This window comes from Holophagales bacterium, assembly GCA_016719485.1.
Taxonomy (GTDB): Bacteria; Acidobacteriota; Thermoanaerobaculia; order UBA5066; family UBA5066; genus UBA5066.
In genome coordinates, this window is sequence record JADJZB010000032.1 from 1 (window position 1) to 24,687 (window position 24,687).

Annotated in this window: 17 protein-coding genes and 2 pseudogenes; 7 read left to right on the forward strand and 12 right to left on the reverse strand. The window is 72.6% G+C overall.

Features of this window, described 5'->3' with window-relative positions:
- Nucleotides 1-443 precede the first annotated feature (443 nt).
- The 3 genes and pseudogenes from IPN03_23990 to IPN03_24000 all read left to right on the forward strand — a co-directional run bounded on the left by IPN03_23990 (nucleotide 444) and on the right by IPN03_24000 (nucleotide 5,653).
- A pseudogene (locus tag IPN03_23990) lies at nucleotides 444-1,244 on the forward strand (DUF692 domain-containing protein).
- A gap of 255 nt (nucleotides 1,245-1,499) precedes the next feature.
- Entirely contained in the window at nucleotides 1,500-2,186 is a 687-nt protein-coding gene (locus IPN03_23995; protein ID MBK9376691.1) for a putative DNA-binding domain-containing protein, read from the forward strand.
- 122 nt (nucleotides 2,187-2,308) lie between these two features.
- Nucleotides 2,309-5,653 (forward strand): CPBP family intramembrane metalloprotease, encoded by a 3,345-nt coding sequence (locus IPN03_24000; protein MBK9376692.1) that lies wholly within the window; start codon nucleotides 2,309-2,311, stop codon nucleotides 5,651-5,653.
- Here IPN03_24000 and IPN03_24005 read toward each other — a convergent pair.
- Nucleotides 5,622-6,491, reverse strand: a complete 870-nt coding sequence (locus tag IPN03_24005) for a hypothetical protein (GenBank protein MBK9376693.1) — start codon at nucleotides 6,489-6,491, stop codon at nucleotides 5,622-5,624. The two genes, IPN03_24000 and IPN03_24005, sit on opposite strands and share 32 nt — an antisense overlap.
- Before the next feature lies 1 nt (nucleotide 6,492).
- Nucleotides 6,493-9,600, reverse strand: coding sequence for a DEAD/DEAH box helicase (locus IPN03_24010; GenBank protein MBK9376694.1), 3,108 nt, complete (start codon nucleotides 9,598-9,600; stop codon nucleotides 6,493-6,495).
- Between the two features lie 65 nt (nucleotides 9,601-9,665).
- Between IPN03_24010 and IPN03_24015 the strand changes: the two genes are divergently transcribed.
- Entirely contained in the window at nucleotides 9,666-10,178 is a 513-nt protein-coding gene (locus tag IPN03_24015; GenBank protein MBK9376695.1) for a hypothetical protein, read from the forward strand.
- An 11-nt stretch (nucleotides 10,179-10,189) separates the two neighbouring features.
- Nucleotides 10,190-10,681: a ferritin gene (locus tag IPN03_24020; protein MBK9376696.1), complete on the forward strand. Its 492-nt coding sequence runs from the start codon at nucleotides 10,190-10,192 to the stop codon at nucleotides 10,679-10,681.
- Nucleotides 10,682-10,796: 115 nt separating this feature from the next.
- Here the strand turns inward: IPN03_24020 and IPN03_24025 are convergent, their stop codons facing one another.
- The 5 genes from IPN03_24025 to rsmI all read right to left on the reverse strand — a co-directional run bounded on the left by IPN03_24025 (nucleotide 10,797) and on the right by rsmI (nucleotide 15,236).
- The gene (locus tag IPN03_24025) at nucleotides 10,797-11,498 is read right to left on the reverse strand and encodes a hypothetical protein (protein MBK9376697.1); all 702 of its coding nucleotides are present in this window, start codon (nucleotides 11,496-11,498) and stop codon (nucleotides 10,797-10,799) included.
- Nucleotides 11,499-11,715: 217 nt separating this feature from the next.
- Nucleotides 11,716-12,513, reverse strand: coding sequence for an ABC-2 family transporter protein (locus IPN03_24030; protein MBK9376698.1), 798 nt, complete (start codon nucleotides 12,511-12,513; stop codon nucleotides 11,716-11,718).
- Between the two features lie 2 nt (nucleotides 12,514-12,515).
- Entirely contained in the window at nucleotides 12,516-13,364 is an 849-nt protein-coding gene (locus IPN03_24035; protein ID MBK9376699.1) for an ABC-2 family transporter protein, read from the reverse strand.
- Nucleotides 13,365-13,380: 16 nt separating this feature from the next.
- Nucleotides 13,381-14,460, reverse strand: a complete 1,080-nt coding sequence (locus tag IPN03_24040; GenBank protein MBK9376700.1) for an ATP-binding cassette domain-containing protein — start codon at nucleotides 14,458-14,460, stop codon at nucleotides 13,381-13,383.
- Complete coding sequence (rsmI, locus tag IPN03_24045; protein ID MBK9376701.1) at nucleotides 14,457-15,236, reverse strand: 16S rRNA (cytidine(1402)-2'-O)-methyltransferase; 780 nt, start codon at nucleotides 15,234-15,236, stop codon at nucleotides 14,457-14,459. The genes IPN03_24040 and rsmI overlap by 4 nt, the downstream gene beginning before the upstream one ends.
- Before the next feature lie 72 nt (nucleotides 15,237-15,308).
- Here rsmI and IPN03_24050 point away from each other — a divergent pair, with 72 nt between their 5' ends.
- Nucleotides 15,309-16,022, forward strand: coding sequence for a hypothetical protein (locus IPN03_24050; GenBank protein MBK9376702.1), 714 nt, complete (start codon nucleotides 15,309-15,311; stop codon nucleotides 16,020-16,022).
- On the opposite strand, the gene IPN03_24055 is transcribed toward IPN03_24050, so the two are convergent.
- The 3 genes and pseudogenes from IPN03_24055 to IPN03_24065 all read right to left on the reverse strand — a co-directional run bounded on the left by IPN03_24055 (nucleotide 15,974) and on the right by IPN03_24065 (nucleotide 20,601).
- Nucleotides 15,974-18,382, reverse strand: a complete 2,409-nt coding sequence (locus tag IPN03_24055; GenBank protein MBK9376703.1) for a lytic transglycosylase domain-containing protein — start codon at nucleotides 18,380-18,382, stop codon at nucleotides 15,974-15,976. The genes IPN03_24050 and IPN03_24055 overlap by 49 nt on opposite strands.
- Nucleotides 18,383-18,406: 24 nt before the next feature.
- Nucleotides 18,407-19,689 (reverse strand): annotated as a pseudogene (murA, locus tag IPN03_24060) (UDP-N-acetylglucosamine 1-carboxyvinyltransferase).
- Between the two features lie 150 nt (nucleotides 19,690-19,839).
- Nucleotides 19,840-20,601: a methyltransferase domain-containing protein gene (locus IPN03_24065; GenBank protein MBK9376704.1), complete on the reverse strand. Its 762-nt coding sequence runs from the start codon at nucleotides 20,599-20,601 to the stop codon at nucleotides 19,840-19,842.
- Nucleotides 20,602-20,617: 16 nt separating this feature from the next.
- On the opposite strand from IPN03_24065, the gene IPN03_24070 reads away from it, so the two are divergent.
- Entirely contained in the window at nucleotides 20,618-21,367 is a 750-nt protein-coding gene (locus IPN03_24070) for a M20/M25/M40 family metallo-hydrolase (protein ID MBK9376705.1), read from the forward strand.
- A 144-nt stretch (nucleotides 21,368-21,511) separates the two neighbouring features.
- On the opposite strand, the gene IPN03_24075 is transcribed toward IPN03_24070, so the two are convergent.
- Both IPN03_24075 and IPN03_24080 read right to left on the reverse strand, forming a co-directional pair.
- Nucleotides 21,512-22,540 carry a DUF420 domain-containing protein gene (locus IPN03_24075; protein ID MBK9376706.1) on the reverse strand — a complete coding sequence of 343 codons (1,029 nt, stop codon included), beginning with the start codon at nucleotides 22,538-22,540 and terminating at the stop codon, nucleotides 21,512-21,514.
- A gap of 819 nt (nucleotides 22,541-23,359) precedes the next feature.
- A complete protein-coding gene (locus tag IPN03_24080) occupies nucleotides 23,360-23,731 on the reverse strand; it encodes a hypothetical protein (protein MBK9376707.1) in 372 nt (123 codons plus the stop codon).
- Nucleotides 23,732-24,687: the final 956 nt, after the last annotated feature.

The window sequence follows — 24,687 nt, forward strand, 5'->3', positions numbered from 1 at the left end:
AATCTGCTCCTCGGCCTCATCCTCGCGCTCCCCGCGGCTCCGGGTAACCGTGGCGCCGGGAACGCCCCGTCGCCGGAATCATCGCACGTCCCCCTCATCCCAGCCTAGGATCTGGCTTTTGTCTCAGGACAAGGCTCGGCGGGGAGACACCGCGCGGGGCCGGAGGAGTTCCAAGGATGAATCGCAGGCAAATGTTCGGTGCGGTGGCGGCGATCGCGGCGGCGGAGTGTTCTCGGCGGCGAACTACGTTTCGGCCGACGAGAAGAAGCCGATGGGGAGACCCCGAAGGCCGAAGAGAGAAGACGGTCAAGTGCATGGGCGGGAACGCCTGCAAGGGCAAAGCGAGTACGGCGTGGCCGGCGCGCACACGTGCCACACTAAGAACGCGCGATGCAAGGGCAAGGGCTGGGTGATGGTCGCCTCCGAGGAAGGAGTGCGAGGACCTGAAGGCGGCGAACGCGAAACTCCGAAGCCGGCGACGCGCGCCCTTTCCTCAGGCACGGTCTCGGCCTGCGGCGCGAGCCTACGCCGCGATCCTCGCAGGTGAGCCTGCGGGCGACTGGCTCGAGGCGATCAGCGAGAACTACATGGCGTTAGGCGGGCGCGAGAAGGATCCTCCGCGCCGTCCGCAACGCTACCCGATGACGCTGCACGGGGTGTCCGCTCGGCATCGGCAGGACGGACCCGGTCGACGAGGGGTATCTCGACGCTGAAGAAGGGGCTGGACGCGGAGATGGAGCCGGCGTGGGTGTCGGACCATCTCTGCTGGACGGGGCGGCCGGGCGTACGTCGCACGACCTGCTGCCGCTGCCGTACGCGGAGGAGTCGCTCGCGAACGTGGTGTCGCGGGTGGCGCACGTGCAGGAGCGGCTCAGGCGGTCCTCGTGCTCGAACGTTTCGAGCTACGTGAGGTATCGCGGCTCGACGATGCCGGAGTGGGAGTTCGTGGCGGAGGTGGCGCGGCGGAGCGGCTGCGGGCTGCTTCTCGACGTGAACAACGTCTTCGTGAGCGCGACGAACCACGGCTTCGACCCGCGCGCGTACCTGGCGGCGATCCCGCCCGAAAGCGTGTGGCAGTTCCACCTGGCGGGGCCGTCGGAGATGGGGCCGCTCCTCGTCGACACGCACGACCACCCGGTGCGGCCGGAGGTGTGGGACCTCTACCGGGGAAGGCGGTGGGCCTCTTCGGCGAGGTCTCGTCGCTGGTGGAGTGGGACGACCACATTCCCGACCTGGCGGTCGTCCGCGCCGAGCGCGACAAGGCCGCCACCGTCGCGCAGACAGAGCCAAAGGGTCGGTTCCGTATTCCGTCAAAGCAGGCAGAGAAGGGAGTCGGTTCCGTTTTCCGCCTCAACGGAAAACGAACGGCTCCTCTGCCCTTCGGGGTGCAGGAGCTGCTGTTCGGTCTGGTCACGGCGCCCGCGGGGGTGACGACGACGCTGGATGGTAGGGAAGCCGACCGGGCGGCCGTGGCGGAGGTGTTCGCGAGCGATGCGCGGATGCCGGCCGAAGAGCGGCTCGACGCCTACGCGAACATGTACTTCTTCCGGTTGCGCGACGTCCTCGCGGAGGATTTCGAACGGACGGCGGCGGCGCTCGGGGAGGCGCGCTGGCACAACCTCGTGACGGACTACCTGCTCGCGCATCCGCCCACGCGGTGGTCGCTGCGGTGGGCGGGTGAGTCGCTGCCCGGGTACCTGCGCGACCACGCGTACGGCGGGGAGCGACCGTGGCTCGCCGACGTCGCGGCGCTCGAATGGGCGCGCAACGAGGCGTTCCAGGCCGAGGACGCGGAGCCCCTGCACCTCGAGACGCTCGCGGCGGTGCCACCCGAGGCGTGGCCCGACCTGCGCTTCGAGGCGCTGCCAGGAACGGCGTTGGTGGAGTCGCGCTGGGACCTGGCCGCGTGGTGGGACGGCGGCGCCGCGGAGCCGGCGGAGGCCCCTCGAGGGCAGATGCTCGTCGTCTGGCGCGATGCGGAGGACGACGTGCGCCACGAGGCGCTGCCTGCGGACGACGTGGTTCCGGTGCGGCGGCTCTTCTCCGGCAGACCTTTCGCCGAGGTCTGCGAGGCCTGTGCCCGGCAGGGTGCCGCCGAGACGGATGTCGAGAACGCCGGCCGGAAGGCCGTGGAGCTTCTTCAGAGATGGGGGTCTGGTCTACGCTCTACACTCTACGGAACGTAGAGTGTAGAGCGTAGACCAGACCCCCAGCGAGACCCCCGCGCGTAGAGTGTAGAGTGCAGACCAGACCCCATTCACATTTAGAGCGGTTCTCGCGGGGCGACCGGCGGCTGGTGGCGGTGTGCGTGGCGGTGATCGTCGTGGGGACGGCGATCGGGGCGACGCTGTTCTCGCGGGCGTTTCCGGAGGCGTCGATCGACTTTCGCGTGACGCGGGAGGAGGCGCGGCGGGTGGCGGAGACGGCGCTCGCCGCGCGGGGATTCGACGTGGCGGGGCGGACGGCTCTGGGGATCTTCGACTTCGACGACGAGGCGAAGGTCTTCCTCGAGCGCGAGCTGGGGGTCTCGAAGGCGGTGCCGCTGCTGGGGCGCGAGGTGCCGGTGTGGCGCTGGTCGTTCCGGTTCGTGAAGCCGCTGGAGAAGGGCGAGCTGCGGGCGTTCGTCTCGCCGGGAGGCGACCTGCTGGCATTCCGCCGGATCCTGCCGGAGAAGGCGGCGGCCGCCGACCCGGGGCCCGGGAGGGCGCGGGCGCTGGCCGAGGAGACGCTCCGCGCGCACCGCGGGCTCGACCCGGCCGGGCTGCGGTTCGTGGAGACGACGGAGGAGAAGCGGCCCGCGCGCGTCGACCGGACGTTCGTGTGGGAGTCGCGGACGCTGCGATGGAACGGGGCGGCGATCCGGTACCTCGTGGAGGTGCAGGGCGACCAGGTGGGGCGCTCGTCGCTGTGGCTCGACGTGCCCGAGGCGTGGCGGCAGGGGTACGCGACGCTGCGCTCGAAGAACCGCGCGGCGGGCGCGGTGGCGACGTTCGGGCTGGTGCTGACGGCGATCGCGCTCGTGGTGGCGTTCTTCGACCGGCTGCGGCGGCGCGACGTGAAGTGGCGCTGGGCGCTGGCGTTCGGTTTGACCGGGACGGCGCTGCAGATGGCCGCGTCGATGAACGAGCTGCCCATCTCGCTCTTCTCGTACGACACGACGGAGAGCTGGGCGAGCTTCCTGTCGCAGGCGCTCCTCGCGGACTTCGGGAACGCCTGCATGCTGGGCCTCCTGCTGCTCCTCCTCGTGGCGGGCGGCGAGCCGGAGTACCGCGAGGCGTACCCCGACAAGCCGGCGCTCGGGCGCGTCTTCTCGCGGCGCGCGTTCGGGACGAAGCGGGTCTTCCTGGGGCTGCTGGCGGGGTACGCGCTGACGGCGGGGTTCTTCGCCTACCAGGTGCTCTTTTACCTCGCGGCGGACCGGCTCGGGGCCTGGTCGCCGGCGGACGTCCCCTACTCGAACCTCCTCGGGACGAGCCTGCCGTGGCTGGGCGTGCTGCTGATGGGGTTCGTGCCGGCGACGACGGAAGAGTTCTCGTCGCGGATGTTCTCGATCCCGTTCCTCCGCCGCTTCTCGCCCGCGTGGGTGGCCGTGGGTGTTCCGGCGCTGATCTGGGGATTCGCCCACGCGGGCTACCCGAACCAGCCGTTCTGGATTCGCGGCGTGGAGGTGGGGCTCGCGGGGGTGGTCATCGGCGTCGTGATGCTGAAGCTCGACCTCTTCCCGCTCCTCGTGTGGCACTTCACGGTGGACGCGGTCTACACGTCGCTGATCCTGGTGCGCTCGACGAACACGTACTTCGCGGTATCGGGCGCGCTGTCCGCCGGCGTCCTGCTGCTGCCGCTCGTGGTGGCGGGCGCGCTGGCGTGGAAGCGGGGCGGGTTCAGGGCCGAGGCGGGGCTGACGAACGGCGACGTGGGCTCGGCGCCGCCGCCGTGGCCGGGGGCGAGCAGCGAGGCGCCGGCGATCGTCGCGCCGAAGCCCCTCTCGGTGACGCACGTCGCGGCGGCGGCGGCGGTGTCGGTGGCGGTGCTCCTCCTCGTGAGGACGGTCCTGCCGCGGGGCGCTCTGGATGCGGACGTGCGGGTCTCGCGCGCGGACGCCCTCGAGGCGGCGCGCGCGTTCGTGAAGGGGCAGGGGGACGACCCCGCCCGCTACGTGACGGTGGCCGAGAGCGGCTCGGCGCTGCCGTCGCTGGAGGACGCGGGAGAGACGGGGGCCGGGCTGATCCCTTACCGCTGGGAACGCAACGCCGAGCGCTGGCTGCTGGGGCACGGCGGGATGGCGGCGCTGCAGACGTGGGCGACGACGGTGCTGCCCGGGCCGGTCTGGCAGGTGCGGTTCGCGCGCGAGCGGGACCGGCACCGGTGGTGGGTCGTGGTGGACGCGCGGGACGGCCGCGTGACGGGCTTCTCGCGGGGATTTCCGGAGGAGGAGGCCGGGGCGTCCCTCTCGCAGGCGGAAGCGCTCGGGAAGGCGCGCGAAGCGGCGCGGAGCCGGGGCATCGACCCGGCGGCGCTCACCGTGGTCTCCTCGAACGCGGAGGAGCGCAAGGCCCGCCGCGACCACCGGATCGTCTTCGAGGTGCCGTCGCAGGCCGCCGGCGAGGCCCGGCAGCGCGTGACGGTCTCGGTCGCCGGAGCGACGCCTTCCCTGGTGGCGACGGCGTTGAAGCTGCCGGAGGAGTGGGCGCGCGCAGAGGGGCGGAGCACGACGGCGACGTACGCGGCACTGGCCGTGAAGGTGGCGGGGTTCGGGACGGTGATCGGGCTCGGCCTCGTCGCGCTGATGCGGGCGCACCGGGCCGGGAAGATGCGGTGGCGCGCGGCGGCCCGCTGGGCGCTCCTCCTCTCGGTGCCGGCGCTTCTCGAACGTGTCTCGAACGTACCGACGCTGCTCCGGTCGTGGCCGGCCGACATGCCCCTGGCGGCGTACGCCGTGACGGCGGCGATCGGCGTTGCGGCGGGGCTCCTCCTCTCCTACGCGCTGGCGTTCGTCGCGGTGGGGCTCGTGACGGCGGCGGCGCCGCACGCGCTGGGCCTCCTGCGGCGCCCGATGCCCGACGGGCGCGTCCGGGCGCTGCGGGCCGCGGGGGCGACGGCACTGCTCGTCTTCGCGGCGCGGGCCCTGAAGGCGAGCCTGGAAGCGGCGTTCCCGTCGGAGGCGGGCGTGGGTGGCTTCGGCTTCCCTCCCGGGGTCGACGGATGGCTGCCGGCCGCGTCGGTCCTCGCCTCGGCCACCGAGCTGGCGCTCCTCGTCGCGGGCGGCGCGGCCCTCGCCTCGCTCCTGGCCCGCGAGCTCGCGTCGTTGCGGCGCACGCAGGTCGTCCTCGGCCTCGTCGCGCTGGGCTGCTGGGCGCCCCTGGACGCGCGGACGTTCGGCGAGATCGCGGTGCCGCTCGTCTCCGGCGCTCTGCCGGCCGTGGCGCTGGCGCTGGGCGTGGCGCTCTTCCTGAAGGACGACCCGTGGGCCTACGTCTTCACGGCCGTCGGGGTCACCGTCCTGCGCGGCGGCGCGACGCTGGTGACCTCGGGCGTGACGCCGTGGATCGCCAGCGGAGCCCTCTGCATCGCGGCGGGTCTCCTCGTCCTCCTCGCTCCGGGGTGGAGGAAGGACGCGCCTTCTACTCCCCCGACGCCCGCCCCCGCGGGCTGACGCGGCGCCACTCGGCCTCGGTGAGGCGGTCGGCTGCGGAGCGCCCGATGGCGCGGTGCATGTCGACGAGGAGGCGCGCGGCGTCGTCGTCCTGAAGGGGCGGCGGGCCGAGGCGGGTCAGGAGCGCCTCGGGATGCTCGGGCGGGACGAACCGCGTCTTGAGCGTCGAGAGAGGGACGAGCGGCCGGAAGAAGGACTCGGGGCGGACCTCCGGGAGCGGCTCGAGCGGGATGGCCACGGCGGCCACCGCCCGTTTCGGCGCGGCGGCAGCGGCCGGAAGCGCGCGCCTGGCGCGGGCCTCGCGCAGGCGGGCGAGGATCTCGTCCCGTCCCTTTCCGCGAAGGAGGAGGAGGAGGAACGGGTCGCGGTCGAAGCGCTCGGCCAGGGCGACGTGGACGGCGGCGGCGTGGCGGCAGGCGAGGCCGTCGCCGCACGGGCAGGTGACGGAGACGTCGCTGGAGGAGACCGGGAGGAGCGCCCCGCCGGCCGCGGCGAAGACGTCGTCGGCCTCCTCGGGAAGGGAGCCGGAGAGAAGCTCGGCGGCGGTCCGGGCGCGCTCGGCGAAGGACTTCAGGGCGCTCTCGAAGACGCGCTCGTTGAGGGGACGCACGCGCAGGCGCAGGGAGAGGAGCGAGCGGCCGCGGTCGCGCACCTCGGCGTCGACGACGCCCGGCCTGACGTCGAGCGCGGTGATGGCGCCTTCGGCGACGAGAGCGCGGCCCTTCTCGATGCGGGCGCGGCCGGCGCCGGAAGCGGCGGCGAGCCAGCGCTCGCCCCAGCCGGCGGCGGGCACGGGGGCGGAGGGGACGTCGACGAGACGTTTCCTGGCGGCGATCACGTCAGGCTCCGTCCCCGGATTCGACGGCCTCGCGGCCCAGGGCGACGAGGTCGGCCAGCTCTTCGTTGGAGAGCTCGGTGATCCAGCTCTCGCCCGCGCCGATGATGGAGCGGGCCAGTTCCTTCTTCTCGTCGATCATTCCGTCGATCCGTTCTTCGAGCGTGCCCCGGCAGACGAACTTGTGGACCTGGACGTGCCGCGTCTGGCCGATGCGGAAGGCACGGTCCGTGGCCTGGTCCTCGACCGCGGGATTCCACCAGCGGTCGACGTGGAAGACGTGCGAGGCGCGGGTGAGGTTGAGGCCGGCCCCGCCGGCCTTGAGGGAGAGGACGAAGAAGAGGGGCGGGTCCTCGTCTTCCTGGAAGCGGCGGACCATCTCGACGCGCGCCAGGCGCGGCACGCCGCCGTGCAGGAAGAGGACCTCCTTGTCGAACTTGTCGCGCAGGGCGCGGACGAGGAGGTGGCCCATCTCGCTGAACTGCGTGAAGAGGAGGGCCGGGCGGCTCTCGGCCTCGGTCTCCTCGAGCATGGCCAGGAGGCGGGTGAGCTTGGAGGAGCGCCCGTCGAGCCGGGAGCCGTCGCCGAGGAAGAGCGCCGGGTGGTTGCAGATCTGCTTGAGGCGCAGCAGCAGAAGAAGGACTTTCGCGCGGCGGCTCTGCCCCTGCGCCTTGCCGATGCCCTCGAGGAGGGCCTTCGTCGTGGCGCGGTAGAGCGTGGCCTGCTCGCGCGAGAGGCCGACCCACTCCTTGGTCTCGATCTTGTCGGGGAGGTCGGGCGCGATGGTCGGGTCGGTCTTCGTCCGCCGGAGGAGGAAGGGGGCCGTGAGGCGCCGGAGGCGCTCGCGGGCGACGGGGTCGTGGTGCCGCTCGATGGGGATGGAGAAGGCGCGGCGGAACGCCTCGTCGGAGCCGAGGAGGCCGGGGTTGAGGAAGTCGAGGATGGCCTTCAGCTCGGAGAGACGGTTCTCGAGCGGCGTGCCGGTGAGGGCCGCGCGGCGCGTGGAGCGCAGGGCGCGCACGGCGCGCGACTGGGCGGTGCCGGGGTTCTTGATGTTCTGCGCCTCGTCGAGGGCGAGGTACTCCCACGACACCTCGGTGAGGATCGCCCGGTCGCGGTGGGCGAGGGAGTAGGTGGTGACGAGGAGGTCGGTCTTCTTCAGGAGCTCCTGGAAGTCGTCCCCCTGGGCCCGCTCGGGTCCGTGGTGGACGGCGACCGTGAGCGACGGCGCGAACCGCGCGGCCTCCTGGATCCAGTTCTCGACGACGGACGTGGGGCAGACCAGGAGCGACGGGCGGATGGACTCGCCCGCCTCGCGCGCCGTCAGCAGGGTGGCGAGGAGCTGGATCGTCTTGCCGAGACCCATGTCGTCGGCGAGGCAGGTGCCGAGCCCGCGCGACAGGAGGAATCGGAGCCAGGAGACGCCCTTCTCCTGGTAGGGGCGGAGACGGCCGAGGAGCGCCTTCGGCGCGACGAAGGGCGCGTCCTGCGCGGCGTCGGACTGGAGGAGCTCGGCGAGCCAGCCGTCGGCGGTGATGCCGTCGACCCCGAGGGCCTCGGCGTCTTCCTCGTCGAGGCCGCTGGCCATGCGCAGGAAGTCGGCGAGGGTCGTCCGGCCCGAAGGCTTCTTCTCGAAGAGGGCGAGCGTGCGGGCGACGCCCTGCGGGTCGAGGAGGACCCACTCGCCCCGCACCTCGACGAGCGGCACCTTGCGGGTGGCGAGCTGCTCGAACTCGTCGGGCGAGAGGAGCTGGTCGCCGACGGCGACGCGCCAGTCGAAGTCGACGAGCGTGCCGAGGCCGAACCGGGTGACGGCGACGCCGCTCTTCCAGCGGCTCTCGGCCGCGTTGAGGCGCAGCGACGGCTTCGTGGTGCGACCCTCGGCGGGAAGGAGGAGCTGGACGCCCGCCTCCTTCAGCAGGGGCGCGTCGGTGGCGAGGAAGCGCCACGCGTCTTCGAGCGAGAGCGTGGCGCCTTCGGGGTGACGCTCCTCGAGGCTCCGGCGGATCGGCTCGCTGAGCGAAGCGACGCCTCCCAGGCGTGCGAGCAGGGTCTCCTGGGGGTTGACGAAGCGTCGCCCGAGGCGCCTCAGGCTCGAGGTGGTCTCGTGCCAGATCTCCTCGGCGTAGAGCTTGAGGCTCGGGTCGTCCGCGGCCTCGAGGTGGTAGCCGAGGCGCCAGGACGGGGACTCTTCCGACGCCGGATCGGGAGGATGAAGCCTCACGCCGAGACGCAGGTCGCCCTCGGGAAGGGCCTCGAGAAGCGGGATGCTCCAGGCGCTGAAGCGGTCGGCGACCTCGGCGGGGACGGCCTCGGCGACGAGCTCGTCTTCCCGGCCGTCGCGGCGGGCGGCGAGGAGAGAGAGGGCGAGCCACTCGGGGCCGGTGCCGGCGCGGCGCCTCACGTCGGGGATCCCCTCGAGGAGGAGCTCGCGCGCGGCGGCGTCGGCCATGTCGTCGACGACGGTCCTGAGGAGGAAGGCCGAGGTGGGGTAGAGGCCTTCGGCCGAGCCGCCCGGCCAGCCGATGGCGCGGCTCGAGGGGGGCATCGCCTGGGCGAAGAGGTCGGCGCGGTCCTTCTCGTGGGGGTCGTTGAAGACCGGGCGCCAGCGGGCGTGCCCGTCCTCGATGGCCGGGACGATCCGGCGCCGCTGGAGGAGGTCGAGGACCCACGCGGCGACGGCGACCCAGTAGTCGATGTCGTCGCCGAGGAGGAGGCCGGGACGCTCGGGAGACTCCCCCATGACGGTGAGGGCGTCGAAGGCGCGCCCGGGGGGCAGGAAGAGCCCCTCGACCTCGAATGCCTTCAGGACGGTTTCGCCGCCCGCGTAGTCCTCGTCCTCGCGCAGCGCGGGATGGGACGGGACGGGGCGCGACCGGAGCGTGGGAAGCGTGAGGACGAGGCGCCCGGGGCGGACGTGCCCGCCGGCCGCGACGGCGAGGCCCGCCGTCTTGAGAGTGCTCTCGAGGGCGGCGGGGTCGAGGTAGCGCGGGTGTTCCGGCCGCAGGCGCGCAGCGGCGTAGGACCCTTCACCCCACAGGAAGAACCCGGCTCCGGGGAGCGGGCCTGTCGGGGGAAGGGGGTTTCCGTGGAGGACTATCAAGCCGCCCATTCTCACTCATTTCCGTTCGGTCGGCCGGGAAGGATGACTTCGCGCTATCCTCCGTCCCTGCAACGATGAAGCCTTACGAGATTTTCCGCCGCCTTTCGAACTCCGAAATCGACGCCATCGTCCTGGTCGCCTGCGAGGACGACGAGATCCCCGACAAGATCGCCGGGAGCGTCCTCTCGCTCCAGCGCGTCCCCCTGAACCGCTTCGAGCGTTTCCAGGAGGACGTCCGCAAGGGTTACGTGAGGAAGACGCTTCGCGACAAGCGCGCGGAGGAGCTCGCCCTCTTCGTCCTCTCGTCCGGCCTGGTCGCCGCGAGGGGCGAGATGATCGAGGCGTTCCTCGCCGCTCTCGACCTCCCGCACGAGGGGCCGAGCCTCACGGCCGAAGGGCCCGTGGCCGAGCCGCCGGAGCTGCTGCTGAAGAAGGCGGTCGCCGACCTGGTGGCCGCCAACGGTGCGCGGGACGTGGCGGTCTTCCTCAACGCGTTCGTCGAGCAGCCCGACGTGTCGTGGCCGTCGCTCGTGTCGATGCTCGCCACCGACGCCGGCGTCGCGCTCGAAGACCGCTCGGCAACCTGAAGGAGGCACCGATGATTCCCGAGAAACTCAAAGCTGCCCTCGACGAGCACGTGTCGGCCGAGATCGGCGCCGCGTACCTCTACCTCGCCATGTCCGCCGACTTCGAATCGAAGGCCTACAAGGGCTTCGGACGGTGGATGCGCGTCCAGTTCCAGGAGGAGATGGCGCACGCGACGAAGTTCGTCGACTACATGCTCGCCCGCGGCGCGTCGATCGGCTGGAAAGACGCCAAGGCGCCCGCCACCTCCTTCGGCACGGCTCTCGAGACGTTCGAGAAGACGCTCGCGCACGAGAAGGACGTCACGGCCCGCATCCACAAGCTCTACCACCTCGCCGCCGCCGAGGGCGACACCGCGACGCAGGTCTTCCTGCAGTGGTTCGTGACGGAGCAGGTCGAGGAAGAGGCGCGCGTCACCGAGATCGTCGACAAGATCCGGATGGTCGCCGACCGTCCCGGCGCGGTCCTCTACCTCGACAAGGAATACGGCAAGCGCACCCTGTGAACCCACCCCTCGCCCCCCGCCCACCTCCCTTCGCGGAGCGCGCGCCTTCAGCGCGCGGGCTCGAGATGAAGACGGGGCGAGGTGCGGGGGACGCGAGATCCGAGGGGTCAGGTCTTCATTTTCTACTATAGCCAGAGGCTGGAGCAGGAAATCGAGATCTGATCCCCTTTCCGCGGAACAGGCTTTCGATGCCTGTGACCAGCTCAGGGGCCTCGAGAAGCTCGGCAAAGAGGGAGACGAGACGGAGAACCCGCTTCTTGTCGAGCCGGGGGTTTTGCTCCAGCACGGCAGCGATGTCTGCGTAGTCCTGTGGCCGTGCTGCAATCGCCTTGAGGATCACGAGGTCTGCAGCTCTCGGAATCGGCAGGCTCCGACCGAAGGCGACCACCCTGCGGGCCTTTTGGACGATCTCCTGCTCGAAGCCCAGGGAACCGGCGGAAAGGTCGACGTCGACTCCGGAGCTGGCATGCCGAAGGAGGAAGATCCGGTTCGACCTGGCGAACGTGGCCGCGTCTGAGTGCCTGGATGGGAATCCGTGCTTTGTCGCCGACCTCAGGAAGTCGGCGAATCCGTCGTCCGGCACGAGGACGATACCGTCGACGTCGTTCGTGGTGCGCGGCCGTGCGAGAAAGGCCACGGCGACTCCGCCAATAAAAAGGTGTGGCACGCGGACGCCTGAAAGCCACTCCTCCAGGTCGAGGATGGCCGATGCCAGAGGCTGGAGGGTGTCAGGCCCCGCCACCGAGGACCTGCCGCAAACGGTTCCATCGATCCCGAACTCGTTTGTCGCCCGCCTTCCGAGCTCTCTCTCCGGCACCTGCGGTAGAGCGAAGGAACAGGTGGAGTGCTCCGAGCTGAACGAGGCGCTCCTCCGGAGAAAGGGCCTTCGCCTCCCGTCGGGTTACGGCGTTCATGGCGGCCCAGCGGCGGCGAAACTGCCGCGAGTCGAATCCGTCGAGGAGGTCCACGGCAGGAATGATACCGAGGCCGACTATCGGCCACCCCTCTCCCCGTGGGGCGGGAGCAGCGACGGTTCAGCTGCCCGTCGAGCCGTACCTCGCGATGCCCCTGCGCCAGAGGGCGCGGTTGAGGAAGGCGAAGAGGATCGCCACGGCCGGCACGGCCCAGAAGAACGGGGTGAAGTCGGCGCGCTTCAGGGCGAGGGTGGTCGGGTAGAACGACGCGAAGGCGAAGGGAATGACGGTGGAGAGAAGGACCTTGACCTTCAGGTCGTAGATCGTGATGGGGTAGCGGCCGAAGGCCATGAGGTTGAAGACCGGCGGCGCGAGGCCGACACGGTCCTCGATCCAGAAGCTGGAGGCGGTGAGGATGCCGAAGACCGAAAGGTAGATGACGGCTCCGAAAACGGCCCAGAGCGGCAGCAGCGCCAGGCCCAGCGGCGAGAGGTCGGGGAGCCGTGAGACGGCCCACGCGATGGCGACCGTTCCGGTGACGACCTCCTGGAGCGACTCGAGGCGGAAGCTCTCGAAGTAGATCTGGAAGAGCGGGGAGACGGGGCGCAGGAGGATGCGGTCGAAGCGCCCCTCCACGAGGTAGCGGTCGGCGAACTCGTAGAGGTTGAGGGAGAGGACCGAGAAGAGGCCGTACGGCAGGAGCGAGAAGCCGTAGAGGAAGACGATCTCGGGGAAGCTCCAGCCGGCGAGGTGGTCGAAGCGCGAGAAGAGGAGGAGGACGACCGAGAACGACGCGGCCGTCCCGAGGAACGAGGCGAGGACCGCCGTCGCGAAGTCGGCCCGGTAGGCGAGGCGCGCCTTCACGTACTGCGCGAAGTAGAGCGCGAAGAGGCGCCCGTGGAATCGGAGGCTCTTCACGCTCAGCCCCCCTGGACCTCGATGCGCCGCGCGGTCGCGTTCCAGAGCAAGCGGCCGAGGAAGAGGAGAAGGAGGGTCCACCCGGCCTGGAGGGCGAGAGCGCGCGCCGCGTCGGCGCCGGTGGCGAGGCCGAGCCAGATGCGCCCGGGCGTGTCGTTCATGTGGAGGAAGGGGAGCCAGACGAGGACCTTCCTCGCCGGCTCGGGGAAGAACGCCACGGGGACGAGGAGGCCGGAGAGGAGCTCGAGGACGAGGTACTTGGCGCGCAGGACGCCGAGGATCGACGTGGTGCGGATGGCGACGAGGCCGACGCAGAAGTTGATGGCGCCGACGAGGAGGGCCGAGAGGAGCCCGGAGAGAAGGAAGAGGCCGAAGGCCGCCGGGCTCGCCGGCGGAAGGACCGGGTAGACGAGGCCGAGGAGGACGCCGATGGGGACCGTGAAGAGGACGAGGCGGAAGGCGCTCTCGCCCAGCGCCTGCGAGAGCGTCATGGCCTGGATGTCGACGGGCTTGATGAGCGTCATCGCGAGCCGCCCCTCGCGGACCTGGCTCGCGATCTCGCGGTCGACCTCGTTGAAGTAGAAGCTGCGCAGGGCCCACCCCGTCGTGACGTAGGTGAGCATCTGCGGGAAGGTGAAGCCGCCGAGCGTGGCGCCGTCGCCCTTCTCGTGGAAGAGGGCGCGCCAGATGTAGTACCAGACGGTGGCGTTGAAGAAATACGTCAGGATGCCGACGAAATAGCGCGCACGGTAGGCGAGGAGGTTCAGGAACGAGGTGCGCGCGAAGGCGAGGTAGGGCCGCGCGAAGGCGAGGGCGGGCCGCGCGAAGGCGAGGGCGGTCGTCTCGGACATCTCTCTGTCCGCCGCCTCAGCCCCGGCGGACGCCGCGATGGGCGACGACGCCGGGAGCGCCGCCCTCGGCCAGGGCGTCCTCGGCGGGCTTGCGGAGTGCGGCGTTCTCGCGGTAGATGCGGGCGACGACCTCCTCGATGTCGGGCTCGCCGACCGCGAGGTCGAGGACGGGGAGGTCGCGGACGACCTCCCGGAGGACGTCGGCGGTGGAGACCTCGCGCTTGTCGACGACGATCTGGTACCGGCCCTGCGAGACGCGCGCCGCGCGCCACGGGCCGACGGCGAGCTCGGCCGGGTCGCCCGCCGGGATCGGGTTCAGGTCGAAGCGGATGCGCGCCTCGGGGAGGTGCCGGTCGCGCAGGCCTCGCAGGCTGCCGTCCCAGAGGACCTGCCCGTGGTCGATGAGGACGACGCGCTCGCACAGCTCCTCGATGTCGTCGAGGTCGTGCGTGGTGAGGATGACGGTCGTGGCGAGGCGCTTGTTCGCTTCCTTGAGGAACGATCGGACGTTGGCCTTGGCGACGACGTCGAGGCCGATGGTCGGCTCGTCGAGGAAGAGGAGCGTCGGCTCGTGGAGGAGCGAGGCGGCGAGGTCGCAGCGCATCCGCTCGCCGAGGGAGAGCTTGCGGACCGGCTGCGGGAGGAGGCGGCCGACGTCGAGGAGGTCGTCGAAGACCTTCATCCTCCTGGCGTAGTCGGCCTCGGAGACGCCGTAGATCTCGCGCAGGAGCCGGAAGCTCTCGACGACCGCGATGTCCCACCAGAGCTGGGTCCGCTGGCCGAAGACGACGCCGATCGACTTCGTGTAGGCGCGGCGGTCGCGCCACGGGACGAAGCCGAGGGCGGAGACCTCGCCGGACGTCGGCGTCAGGATTCCGGTGAGCATCTTGATGGTCGTCGACTTTCCCGCGCCGTTCGGGCCGATGTAGCCGACCATCTCGCCGCGGTCGAGGTCGAAGGAGACGCGGTCGACGGCGGTGAGGGTCGTCGTCTCCGCGCGGAAGAGCCCCTTGAGCGCGCCGGCGAGGCCGGGCGACTTCCGTGTGACCTCGAACGTCTTGACGAGGTCGCGGACGCGGACGGCGGGGTCGCTCATTCGCCGGTGGCGGAGTCGTCGTCGACGGGCTCCCCGTCGGGACCGCCCTCCGGCAGCTCCGACGGGCCGGTGGGCACCGCTGCGGCCGACGGCGCGGCGGCGACGGCGATCTCGCCCTTGATGCCGGGGCGCTTCGCGAGGATCGCCGCAACGGCGGACGCCGTGCCGCGCAGGATCTCCTCGTGGAGCTTCGTCATCTCGCGCCCGAGGCAGACCTGCGGGTCGCCCCAGGCGCGGCCCATCTCCTCGAGGGAGGCGATGACGCGATAGGGAGACTCGAAGAGGATGCGGGTCTCGTCGCGCGCGGCGAAGCGGGCGTACCAGCGGGATCGCTCGCCGTGGCGCGAGGGCGGGAAACCGAGAAAGGAAAAAGGAATCGCGGGAAAGCCCGAGACGGAGAGGATCGCGGCGACGGCCGAGGGCCCCGCGATCGGCTCGACGCGGTACCCGGCCTCGGCGACGGCCGCGGCGAGGAGGCGTCCCGGGTCGGAGACGCCCGGCGTGCCGGCGTCGGAGACGAGCGCGAGCGTCTCGCCCGCCGCGAGGCGTTCGAGCATCTCGGGAATCCGGCGGAACTCGTTGTGCTCGTGGCAGGAGACCCGCGGCGTCGTGACGCCGTACCTGGCGAAGAGGTTGCCGGTGCGGCGGGTGTCCTCGCAGAGGACGAGGCTCGCGTCGCGCAGGGCCGCGAGAGCCCGGGGGGAGAGGTCTTCGAGGTTGCCGATGGGAGTGGCGACGACGAGGAGGCGCCCGGGGGCGCCAGCGGAGGAGGTCACTCCCGGATGCTACCAGCGGGAACCGATGGCCAAGCCCGCCGCGCGCCGGCAGGGCGTCGTACGATCGCGCCGATGGGGATCTTCGCCGCCGCCCTTCTGCTCGCTCTCGTTTCGGGCGGGGCCGCCGCGGCAGAGAATCCTCCGCCGCCGACGACCGGGCCGGCGGTGACGCTCGACCGGATCGCGGCGGTCGTCGGCACGGAGGTCGTCCTGGAGGGTGAGATCTCGCGCCTGGCGGCGATCGGCTTTCTGCCGCGGCGGGAAGGGGAGGCCGAGCTCGCCTACCGCGACCGGCTTCTGGACCTGCGGGTCGTCGAGCTGCTGCGCGAGAAGGAGCTGCGCCTCCTCACGGGCCTCGAGCCCGACCCGGCGGAGGTGAACGCGAAGCTCGACGTGGTGGCGGCCCGCTACGAGGCGGGGGCGGGCGAGCCGTTCGACCGCGTGCTGGAGCGGGCGCGGACGAGCCGCGACGAGGTGCGCGACTGGATCCGGCGCGGGATCGCCCTGGAGAGCTACGCCCGCGAGAGGCTCCTGCCGACGGTGAAGGTGACGGACGAGGGGATGCGGGCCTTCTACGACGGGCCGTTCCGTACGGAGGCCGCCGCGCGGGGCGTCGAGACGCTCCCTCCGTTCGCCGAGGTGCAGGACCAGGTCCGCGAGCTCCAGCGCGAACGCCTCCTCAACGAGGAGGTGGAGAGGTGGACGAAGGGTCTTCGCGAGAAGACCCGGATCCTCGTCTACCGGCGGCCGCCGATCGACTCCTCGGCGGGCAGCGCGAGCCGGTAGGCCCGGCGGTTCGCCAGGACGCGCCGCACGTAGGTGCGTGTCTCGGTGTAGCTGATCGCCGCCAGGAGCGCCTCGGCCGGCCGGTCGCTCCCGCCGCTCCAGAGGACGGTCTGGCCGGCGCCGGCGTTGTAGCCAGAGGCGGCGAGAGCGGCATCGTTGCCGAAGCGGTCGAGGAGCGAGCGGAGCGTCTGCGCCCCGAGGCGGATCGAACGCGCCGGGTCGTACAGCTCGGCGTAGGCGGGGGGCTCCTCGTTCAGCTCGCGCGCCGCCTCGCCCGCGGCGGGGAGAGTGAGCTGCATGAGGCCTCGCGCGGCCGCGGGAGAGGCCGCCTCGCGGTCGAACCGGCTCTCCTGGCGCATGACGGCGTACAGGAGGTCCCTCGGGACGCCCAGCTCGGCCGCCGTCTGCGCGACCAGACGGTCGAAGGGGCGGGGGGCGAGGCCGCGGCGGACGGTGCGCGGGGCGAGGTCGAGGAGGAAGTCGCGCGGGACTTTTCGGGAGAGGGCGTCGGCGGCCTCGAGCGCCGCGGGGCCCGCGTCGGCGTCCTCGGCGAGACGCGCGGCGACGAGGCAGCCGAGGAGGGTGTCGAGCCGGCGCGCGTCGCGGACGATCGGCTCGGCGTCCTGGGCGAGGCCGAGCTGGAGGAGCCGGCAGGCGGCGGCGTCGCCGCAGAGGTCGGGAAGAGTCTCGTCGGGGAGCTCGGGGGCGAGGAGGATCTCCGCGTAGCCAGGAAGGCGCGAGTAGGCGAGCCTGAGGGACGCGAGGGCGGCGGCGTCGCCGAGCATCGCCGCGGGGAGGAGGCGCTCGCGGGCCGCGCGGGAGTTCCCCGACGAGAGGAGCTTCTCGCCCTCGCTGCGCGAGGCCTTCACGAACTTCTCGCGGACGCCGGCGGGGAGCGTGGCGATGCGGGCGGCGGCCTGCTCGGCGGCGAAAGAGCCCGGGACCGACGCGAGGACCGACGCCCAGCTGGCGAGCGCGGCCTCGGGGAGCCGCCGCGTGTGAGCGACGAGGCCCCTCCAGAAGGCGATCTCCGAAGCCCAGGGCTCCTCGAGGCGGCGCGCCTTCGCGAGCGCCTCGACCGGCGCCAGGGCCCGGGCGGCCCCTGCGCCGTCGCCCGCCTGCGCGCGCCGCTCGACGAGGAGGAGGAGCGCCTCGATACGGCCGGCCTCCGCCGCGATCTTCGGCCGGAGGAGGAGCTCCTCGGCGCGGTCGAGCTGGCCGCGCCGGATCTCGAGGCGCGCCCGCTGGAGAACGGCGAGGCCGGCGGGCCCGGCCTTGCCGTCCTCGACGCGGCGGAACTCGGCGACGGCGCCGTCGAGGTCGCCGAGCTTCTCCTTCATCGCGCCGAGGTTGAAGCGGACGCGGCCGGCGAAGGAGGCCGTCCCGTAGCCGTCGTCCTTCTTGTCGCGCGGGGCGCGGAACGTCTTCGGCAGCGCGGCGAGGAGCGTCTCGTGCCCCTTCGCGGCCTCGGCGAATCGGCCGCGGGAGCCGCGCAGGCGGGCGAGCTCGAAGCGGGCGGTCGCGGTCTCGGCGGCGTCGCGACCGGCGAGGGCGCGCCGCTCGCGCTCGGCAGCGAGCCGCTCGGCGAGCTCGAGGTCGCGCTGGGAACGCGCCGTGTCGACGAGGAGGCGCAGGACGGCGTCGGGAAGGTCCTTCGGCTCCCTTCCCTTGAGCTCCCGGGCGAGGAGCGTCGCCGCGGCGTCGTCGCGCCGCCCTTCGGCGAGGAGGGAGAGGCGCAGCGCCGTGGCCTCCGCGGCGGCCCCTTCGCGCTCGAGCCCTTCGGCCCGGAGCGCCTGGAGACGGCGGCGCTCGCGGGCCGGCGTCTGCGGCTGCGCGGCCACGAGTCGCGAAAGGGCGACCGGGTCGAAGCGGGTCTCGAGGGCGTCGAGGGCGGTGCGCAGGGCGCGCCGGGCGACGGCCCCCTCCTTCCGCTGGAGGAGCGGGAAGAGGAGCTCGAGGGCGCCGAGGCCGTCTCCCTTCTGGAAACGGAATCGCGCGGCGGCCAGGCGCGCCGGGACGTCGAAGATGTCTCCCGTCGCGACGTAGCGCTCGAACCGCACGATGGCCTCGTCGAGTCGGCCGAGCCCGGCGAGGGCGCGCGCCGTGAGGAAGTCGAAGCGGCCGTCGGCGTAGCGGGCGGGGGAGAGGCGGTAGAGCTGTGAGAGGTGCGCGAGGACGTCGGGCCAGTCCTCGGCTCGAGCGGCCTCGGCCGCTTCGCGCTCGAGGGATCGGAGCGCCTCGGCCGTGACGCGCGGCGCGGGGGCGGCGCCGGCGGTGTGGAGGCGGCGGGGGAACGGCCGCGGACGTCTGCGCGGCCGCCGGCGCGAGCGCGAGGAGCGCGGCGGCGGCGAGCGCCGCACACGAAACCCCGCGCCGCATGCCGCTCACCCCGGGACGCGCGCGACGCGGGCGCCGAGCGAGGAGAGCTTCTCCTCCATCGCCGCGTAGCCCCGGTCGAGGTGGTAGATGCGCCTCACGAGGGTCTCTCCCTCGGCGACGAGCGCGGCGAGGACGAGCGCCGCCGAGGCGCGCAGGTCGGACGCGGTGACGGTGGCCCCCTCGAGGCGCGTCGGGCCCGTGACGAAGGCGGTGTGCCCTTCGACGCGGACGCTGGCGCCGAGCCTGACGAGCTCGGCGGCGTGGAGGAAGCGATTCTCGAAGATCGTCTCCACGACGCGCGAGGTGCCCTCGGCCTGCGTCATCAGCGCCATCCACTGGGCCTGCAGGTCGGTCGGGTAACCGGGGTGCGGGGCGGTCTCGACGTCGACGGGGCGGAGCGGGCCGCTGCGCGAGACGCGAAGGCCCGATTCGCCGGCGGAGACGTCGGCGCCGGCGGCGCGAAGGGCCGCGACGAAGGCGGGCAGATCCTCCTCGCGGGCGCCTCGGAGCGTGACGTCGCCCCCTGTGATCGCGGCGGCGGTGGCGTAGGTCCCCGCCTCGATCCGGTCTGCCAGGACGGCGTGCGGGACGAGAGCCGGGGAGAGCCTCGAGCCCTTCGACGACGACCGTCGCCGTGCCGGCACCCGAGATGCGCGCCCCCATCGAGACGAGGGAGCGTCGCGAGGTCGACGACCTCGGGCTCGCGGGCGGCGTTCTCGATCGTCGTGACGCCACGGGCGAGGGTCGCCGCCAGCATCACGTTCTCGGTGCCGGTGACGGTGACCTGCGGAAAGCGGACCGTGGCACCGGTGAGCCGCCCGCGCCCGGGGCCGACGCGCGAGACGTGCGCGTGGATGTATCCCTTCTCGACCGCGATGCGCGCGCCCATCGCCTCGAACGCCATGATGTGGAGGTCGACCGGGCGGACGCCGATGGCGCAGCCGCCCGGGAGCGAGACGCGCGCTTCGCCGAAGCGGGCGAGGAGCGGGCCGAGGACGAGGATGGAGGCGCGCATCGTCCGGACGAGGTCGTACGGCGCCTCGGTGGAGACGATGCGGGAGGCGTCGAGCGTGACGGTCCCCGGCGCCTCGCCCGACACCGCGACGCCCATGCCGGAGAGGAGCTTCTTCATCGTCCGGATGTCGGCGACGGCGGGGAGGCGATCGAGGGAGACGGGCCGCTCGCAGAGAAGGGCGGCGGCGAGGTCGGGCAGCGCGGCGTTCTTGGCGCCGGAGACGGCGAGCTCGCCGGAGATGCGGCAGGGGCCGGAGACGAGGAAGGCGTCCAAAGCGGGCGGAGTTTAGTACGGGCTCGGCGACGGAACGGGGTCCGTCGGCGCCCTGCTATCGCCGCCGGGCGACGACCGTACGCGGGATTCCGGCCGGGTCGAGGCGCACGTCCTCGAGCGAGAAGAGGGGCGACGCCTCGACGAGTCCGCTCACCTCGCTGGCCTGCCCGTAGCCGATCTCGAAGAGGAACGGCGCTCCGGGCTGGAGCCTCTCGGGGAGCTCCCGGAGGAGGACGCGGACGGCGTCGAGGCCGTCGTCGCCGCCGAAGAGGGCGAGGTGCGGCTCGTGGTCGGAGACGGTCCTGTCGATGTGCGGCGCGTCGAGGCGCGGAACGTAGGGGGGGTTGGCGACGGCGAGATCGAACGAGGGGCGTGGCGCAAGGCCCGAGAGCCAGTCGGAGGCGACGAAGGAGACGCGCCGGAGACGCCGTGGAGGCGGGCGTTCGCCCGCGCGAGGGCGAGCGCGGCCTCGGAGCGGTCGACGGCGACGACGCGCGCCCCTGGCCTTTCGAGGGCGATCGACACCGCGAGGATGCCGCTCCCTGTGCCGGCGTCGAGGATCGCGCGGGCCGACGGTGCGGCGGCGCGGGCCATCTCGACGATGGCCTCGGTCTCGCCGCGCGGAATGAGGGCGCGCGGGTCGACGCGGAACGTGCGTCCGAGAAACTCCCACTCGCCCAGGAGGTACTGGAGCGGCTCTCCAGAGGCGCGGCGCTTGGCGAGGGCGAGGAAGCGCGCCGCGTCCTCGGCGTCCGCCTCCTCGCGCCGCCGGGCGTGGAACCAGGCCGGGGCCGCCCCGCCGCGAAGGCGAGGAGCTCCTCGGCCTCGTAGGGCGCGAACGAGGGGGAGGAAAGAAGGGAACGCCCTTCGGCGAGGAGGTCGGCCCAGGTCGGCACGCGCGGATCTTGCCATCGCATAAGCTTCGGGCGTGTCGCGCTCCCGAGCACTGCTCCTCCTCTCCGGTCTCGGCCTGATCGCCGCGGGGGGTCCGGCCGCGGCAGGCGCGTTTCCCCCGGCCGTCGAGAGGCTCCGCGCCTACGTGCGCCTCGACACGTCGAACCCGCCCGGCAACGAGATCCGTGGTGCGCTCTACCTGAAGGAGCTCCTCGCGAGAGGTGGCGTCGCGTCGGAGATCTTCGAGCCGGAGCCCGGCCGGGCGAACCTGTACGCGAGGCTGCGCGGGACGGGCAGCGCGCCGGGGCTGGTGCTGCACCATCACATCGACGTGGTGCCGGCGAGCGCCGCGGGCTGGCTGCGCCCGCCGTTCGCGGCGGTCGTCTTCAACGATCTCGTCCTCCACGGCCGTGGCGTCCTCGACACGAAGGGGCTCGGCATCGCCCAGCTCGAGGCCTTCCTCGCGCTGAAGCGATCCGGAAGGGCACCCGCGCGGGACGTCGTCTTCCTCGCGACGGCGGACGAGGAGCGGGGCGGGCGGCTCGGAGTCTCCGCGGTGTACGAGAAGCGGCCTGCCTGGCTCGCCGGCGTCGGGGAGGTCCTCGGCGAGGGGAGGACGTCGAGACGATCGTCGACAAGGCCGGTGGTTCGGCATCGAGGTGCAGCAGAAGGGGGCGCTCTGGCTGCGTCTCGAAGCGGGCGGGGGCGGGCACGCGGCGTCCGCGGACGCGTCGGGGACCGGCCGCGCGCGTGGCCGGGGCCGCCGCGCGACTCGCCGCGATGACGAGGCCGGTGCGCGCCTCGAGCCGGTCCTCGAGCGGCAGCTCCGCCGCGCTCGCGCGCGTGCGCCCTGACCGGACCAGGCCGCGGCGCTCCGCCGCATCGCCGCCGACGTGGCACGCGACCCCTGAGGGAGTGCGCCGGCGGGTCACGCCGTGGCAGAGGCTCCTCCTCTCCGACACCGCTGTCGGTGACCCGCCTCGGCACGGACAGCGACGCGGTGAACGCCGCCCATCCGCAGAAGGCCTGGGCCGAGGTGGACGTGCGCCTGCTCCCCTCGACGAGCCCGGAGGCGTTCCTGGCCGACGCGGTGAAGGTGATCGACGACCCGGGCGTGAAGGTGACGACGCTCCTCTCGGCCACGGGCGAGGCCGCGTCGCCGGAGACGGGGCTCTACAGGTGCTGCGCAGCGTGCTGGCGGCCGTCCCGGGCGCCGTCGTCGCTCCCGTCCTCGGTCCCGGGCTTTCGGAGAACCAGGGTCTTCCGCGGCATCCAGGCATATGGGGCGCTTCCGTTCCGCGTGAACTACTACGACGGCGGGAATCCACGGCGTGAACGAGAGGATGCGCGTCGACTGGTTCGCCGAGGGGGTCGAGACGGGACGGGATCGTCGCGAGGCGGCCGCGAGCCCGCGGGCGTTCCGCCCCGCTGAACCCGTCGCGGCGGGGGCTCGCCCCGGCGGACAGGGCGTCAGAAGCCCATGCGGTAGAGCATGAGGTAGATGACGACACCGGTGACGGGACGTAGAGCCAGATGGGGAGGGTGACGCCCGGCGAGCCGGCGGTGGCTCTCCGAACCGCTCCCCTGCGCGCGAGGACGAGCGGCCGACCGCCAGGAACGGAACGGCGGCGGCGAGGACCGTGTGCGTCAGGAGGATCGAGAGATAGAGCGTCCGGACGGCGCCCGTCCCCTGGAAGCGAACGCTTCCGACCGGGGCGTGGTAGACGAGGTAGGAGACGAGAAGAGGACCGAGCAGGCGAACGCGAGGGTCATCGCGCGCCGGTGGGCCTGGCGCGCTGCCGGAGCGGATCAGGAAGAAGCCCGCGAGCAGGAGCGTCGCAGCCGTGCCGTTCAGGATCGCGTTGACGGTCGGGAGTCGGCGAAGCCCACCCTCATCCGGCAGCGCGCCGCGAGGGCGCAGACGTCCTTCTCGAGCTGGTCGACGGGGCTGCTCCATGCCGTCGTAGTAGCCGCGGATCGTCCCCTCCCGTCGACGAGGACGAAGCGCGTGGAGTGGAGGATCGGCTCGACGCTGTCGGCGACGCCGTCCTCGATGGCGAGCTTGAAGCCGTCCCTGATGAGGGCGCGGATGACGGGCCGCTCGCCGTGGGGCGGAAGGTCCAGCGTGCGGGGTCGGCGCCGAGCTTGCGTCCGTACTCGGCGAGGATCTCCGAGTGTCGTACTCGGGGTCGACGCCGAAGGAGACGAAGCGGATTGCGGGCACTGCGACTGTCCGCTCGGCGAGCGCGGCCATTCGCGAGGAGAGGATCAGGCAGCTCGCACCGCGTGAAGATGAAGTCGGCGATCCAGACCTTTCCTGCGAGGTCGGCGCGGGTCACCGTCTTGCCCTGCTCGGAGGCGAGTGAACCGGGCGCCGCGCCGAGGCGGAAGGTCGGGGCCGCCGAGGGCGGCTCATCACGAGCCAGAGGCCCGCCGCGACCACGGCGAGGAGAAGGACGACGAGGAAGTGCGCGACGGCGGGGGAGACCGCCCAGCGGCGGCATCGGACTTCACGGCTTTCCTCCGGTGCGGAGCGCGGCGCGGTCGGGACCGGCAGGATACCGGTTGATGATGGCGGCGGCGACGAGGGACGGCGCCGAGGGCGAAGGCGAACGTGACGGCGACGGAGAGGCCGGACGACGGAGGCCGGCCGCGTCGGGGTCGAGGCGTGGCGGGAGGGCGGCAACGCCGTCAGGTGATTGACGCCATCGCGGCCCGCAGCCAGGTGGGCCCCCCCTCGGCAGGGAAGAACGAGCCGACAGGAACCACATCGGGATCAGGAAGAGATTCCCTTGATCGCGTGGAAGCCCTGGGTCGACTCGAGCATCCAGGCGATGGCGAGGCCGAGGCCCGTGAGCGCGAGCGCCACGAACGCGAGGACGAGAGCGCCGGGAACGAGCGCCTGCGCCGACGGCGTGTACCCGAGGACGGGCGCCAGCAGGAGAAGCCACGCCTCCCCCGCGCGCCGAGGGCGAGGAGCGTGCCGCTGCCTGGATCTTCCCGGCCGCGACGGCGAGCGGAGGAGACCGGAGAGACGACGACGGCCTGGAGGGCCCTCGCGCCGGTCCTCGATGACGGAGATCGTCGAAGATCGCCGCCGAAGAGGACGACGGGACGACGGTGCCGGGAAAGAAATCCCGCACGCCACGGAAGGCTGCGTCGCTCCTGCCCGCGGACCTGGGAACGAGGAGCTGAAGCCGGCGCCGAGGAGGAGCCAGGCCACGAGGGCGGCGCGAAGGCCCCGACGATGCGGACTCGGCGCTGGCCCGGAGGAAGCGGACGACCTCTCGCCAGGCCAGTGCGCGGTGCGGCCCTCACGCGACCCTCCCGTCGTCCCTCGTCGACGGGCCCCGGCCTCCTCGAACGGGTGACCGGTCCGGTCGACGAAGACGTCCTCGAGGGACGGGCGCCGAGCGTAAGGAGGGGAAGCCCGGGAATGCGGCCGCCAGGACGGGGACGAGCGCGGGCCGTCGGGGCCTCGACGCGCACCGTCGCGCCGACGGCGGCGACTGCGGCCCGGCTTCTGCGCGAGTTCCGGCCGAGGGAGGCGCTCACTTCGGTCGGGTGAGGACGCGGCATCCTCGTCCGAGACCGGCGAGGACGAGAGCGTCGCCGACCCGCGCTTCAGGTAGGGGCGCCGAGGGCGACGAGGCGGCCGCGGTCGACGATGCCAGCGCCCCCCCTCGGCTTTCGTCGAAGAGGTGCGTCGAGGAGGATGGTGGGTGCCGCCTCAGGCCGCTCGGCGAGGAGAGCGCGCAGGCTGCGCTGCGCGAGCGGTCGAGGCCGGTGGAGGGCTCGTCGAGGAGGACGACCTTCCGGGGCGCCCAGGAGCGCCTTGGCGATCTCGACGCGGCGCGCGAGGCCCTTGGAGAGGTCCGACGAGGTCCTTCGCGCGGTCGCCGACGCCTTATCCGCGCGAGGAGCTTCCTCGCCGGCTACGGTGCCGAGCGTGCGGCCGCCGAGGCCGAGGATCGCCCCGGGACGAGGAGGTTCTCCTGGACGGTCAGCTTGCGGTCCAGGTCGGCGACTGGAAGACGCCCAGCGTCGGCGGCGCAGCTCGCGCAGGGAGCCGTCGGGCGAGGCCGTCGACGCGGGAACGTCCCC

Coding starts and splice junctions, on each gene's coding strand:
- IPN03_23995 (MBK9376691.1), top strand. CDS start 1,500: ATGCCGGCCGAAGAGCGGCTCGACGCCTACGCGAACATGTACTTCTTC.
- IPN03_24010 (MBK9376694.1), bottom strand. CDS start 9,600: ATGGGCGGCTTGATAGTCCTCCACGGAAACCCCCTTCCCCCGACAGGC.
- IPN03_24015 (MBK9376695.1), top strand. CDS start 9,666: ATGAAGCCTTACGAGATTTTCCGCCGCCTTTCGAACTCCGAAATCGAC.
- IPN03_24020 (MBK9376696.1), top strand. CDS start 10,190: ATGATTCCCGAGAAACTCAAAGCTGCCCTCGACGAGCACGTGTCGGCC.
- IPN03_24035 (MBK9376699.1), bottom strand. CDS start 13,364: ATGTCCGAGACGACCGCCCTCGCCTTCGCGCGGCCCGCCCTCGCCTTC.
- IPN03_24040 (MBK9376700.1), bottom strand. CDS start 14,460: ATGAGCGACCCCGCCGTCCGCGTCCGCGACCTCGTCAAGACGTTCGAG.
- IPN03_24050 (MBK9376702.1), top strand. CDS start 15,309: ATGGGGATCTTCGCCGCCGCCCTTCTGCTCGCTCTCGTTTCGGGCGGG.
- IPN03_24065 (MBK9376704.1), bottom strand. CDS start 20,601: ATGGCAAGATCCGCGCGTGCCGACCTGGGCCGACCTCCTCGCCGAAGG.
- IPN03_24075 (MBK9376706.1), bottom strand. CDS start 22,540: ATGGAGCAGCCCCGTCGACCAGCTCGAGAAGGACGTCTGCGCCCTCGC.